The organism is Acidovorax sp. FG48, assembly GCF_057809085.1.
Window position 1 is genome coordinate 1 of sequence record NZ_JBMDJH010000047.1, and the last position, 2,565, is coordinate 2,565.

Below are 2,565 nucleotides of genomic sequence, written 5' to 3' on the forward strand. Positions count from 1 at the left end.
ATGAGGACCATGGGGCGCGATTAAAGGGGCATCACTAGCATTCGCTAGAAGAGCCCAAAAATAGCCGCAAGCGCATGTTCTATATGCGCTTGCTGCTATCAATTAAATAGCAATAATGAGACGAGCTGGAGGGCCTTGGTCCACCAGCTCGACGACCTCAGCCGCGGCGTGGCTTGCGCGCTTTGCCTTTGCTGGACTTACCCGCCACCGCCTTCTTGACCGAGGCTTTGAGCGACTGGATCGGCGAACGCGCGGCCCGCTCGCGGGTCAGGCCTGCCTGCTCGGTGGCAGATGGACCTGCGGCCTTGTCGGCCTTGCGTCCGCCGGACCGACCACCCGCCTTGCGGGCGCCACCACCAGCCCCCTCGGTGCCCACACCCTTGTCCTTGAGCGCGCGGCCCAGCAGCTCCTCGCCTTCGCGCACCAGGCGGAAGTCGATCTTGCGTCCGTCCAGATCCACCCGGCTCACCTGCACCCGCACCCGCGCGCCGATGGCGTAGCGGATACCGGTGCGCTCGCCGCGCAGCTCCTGGCGCGCCTCGTCGAACTTGAAGTATTCGCCGCCCAATTCGGTGATGTGCACCAGCCCCTCGACGTACATCGCGTCCAGCGTCACGAAGATGCCGAAGCTCGTCGCAGCACTGACCACGCCACTGTATTCTTCGCCCAGGTGCTCGCGCATGTACTTGCACTTGAGCCAGGCTTCCACATCGCGGCTGGCCTCGTCGGCGCGGCGCTCGTTGGCACTGCAGTGCAGGCCTGCGGCCTCCCAGGCCTGGGTGTCGCGGCTGGGCGGTTTCACATCCTTGCGTGGCTTGGTGCCAGGTGCGGCCACGCGCGCAGCCAGGCGTTTGGCCAGCTTGGCATGTGCCTCGCCCGGTGTAGGCAGCGCAGGCAGCTTGTACTGCGTCTTGTTCAGGATGGCCTTGATGACCCGGTGCACCAGCAGGTCGGGGTAGCGACGGATGGGGCTGGTGAAGTGGGTGTAGGCATCAAACGCCAGCCCGAAATGGCCGCTGTTGATGGGCGTGTAGATGGCCTGCTGCATGGAGCGCAACAGCATGGTGTGGATCTGCTGCGCGTCGGGCCGCTCCTTGGTCGCCTCGGCAATTGCCTGGAAGTCACCCGGCTTGGGGTCGTCGCCAATCGTCATGCCCACAGCCATGGCCTTGAGGTAGTTGCGCAGGATCTCCTGCTTCTCGGGCGTGGGGCCTTCGTGCACGCGGAACAGGCCGGGCTGGCCGCCCTGGGCGATGAAGTCGGCGCTGCACACGTTGGCGGCCAGCATGGCTTCTTCGATGAGCTTGTGCGCTTCGTTGCGGGTGCGGGGAACGATCTTCTCGATGCGGCCGTTTTCGTCGCAGACGATCTGTGTCTCGGTGGTTTCGAAGTCCACCGCGCCGCGCGCCTGGCGTGCCACCAGCAACGCGCGGTACACATCGTGCAGGTTGAGCAGGTCCTTGACCCGGTCCTTGCGCTTGCTGGCTTCGGGTCCGCGCGTGTTGGCCAGGATGGCTGCCACCTCGGTATACGTAAAGCGCGCGTGGCTGAACATCACAGCCGGGTAGAACTGGTAGGCGTGCACCTCGCCTTTGGCCGTGACCAGCATGTCGCAGACCATGCACAGGCGCTCCACCTCGGGGTTGAGCGAACACAGGCCGTTGGACAGCTTCTCGGGCAACATGGGGATCACGCGGCGCGGGAAGTAGACGCTGGTAGCGCGGTCGTAGGCGTCGATGTCGATGGCGCTGCCGGTCTCCACGTAGTGGCTCACATCGGCAATGGCCACCAGCAGGCGCCAGCCCTTGCTGCGACCGACCTTGGCAGGCTCGCAGTACACGGCGTCGTCGAAGTCGCGCGCGTCTTCGCCGTCGATGGTGACCAAGGGCACGTCGGTCAGGTCCACACGGCGTTTCTTGTCCTGCGCACGCACCTTGTCGGGCAGGGCTTTGGCCTGGGCCAAGCATTCCTCTGAGAATTCGTGCGGCACGCCGTACTTGCGCACGGCAATCTCGATCTCCATGCCCGGGTCGTCGACTTCACCCAGCACCTCGGTGATGCGGCCCACGGGCTGGCCAAACAGCGCGGGCGGCTCGGTCAACTCGACTACCACGACCTGCCCCGGCTTGGCGGCGCCAGTGGCCCCCTTGGGGATCAGCACATCCTGGCCGTAGCGCTTGTCCTCTGGCGCCACCAGCCAGACACCGCTTTCCTGCAGCAGGCGGCCGATGATGGGCTGTGGCGGGCGCTCGATGATTTCCACAACGCGGCCTTCGGGCCGGCCACGGCGGTCCTGGCGCACGATGCGCACACGCACGCGGTCCTTGTGCAGGACGGCGCGCATTTCGTTCGGGGGAATATAGATGTCGCCTTCGCCATCGTCGCGGATGACGAAACCGTGTCCATCACGGTGCCCTTGCACGCTGCCTTCGATCTCTTGCGACAAATGTGTGGCTGGCTGCGTGCCGGGGGTGGATTTTTTGTTATACAATCTTAGTCTTTCCTGAAATGCCCAGGTGGCGGAATTGGTAGACGCACTAGTTTCAGGTACTAGCGAGTAACATC

Annotated in this window: 1 protein-coding gene; it reads right to left on the reverse strand. The window is 64.5% G+C overall.

Going from position 1 to position 2,565, the window contains the following annotated elements; all coding sequences use genetic code 11:
• Positions 1-157: 157 nt before the first annotated feature.
• On the reverse strand, positions 158-2,491 hold the full coding sequence (rnr, locus tag ACODSU_RS25245; RefSeq protein WP_488845703.1) for a ribonuclease R: 2,334 nt from the start codon (positions 2,489-2,491) through the stop codon (positions 158-160).
• Between the last annotated feature and the right edge of the window lie 74 nt (positions 2,492-2,565).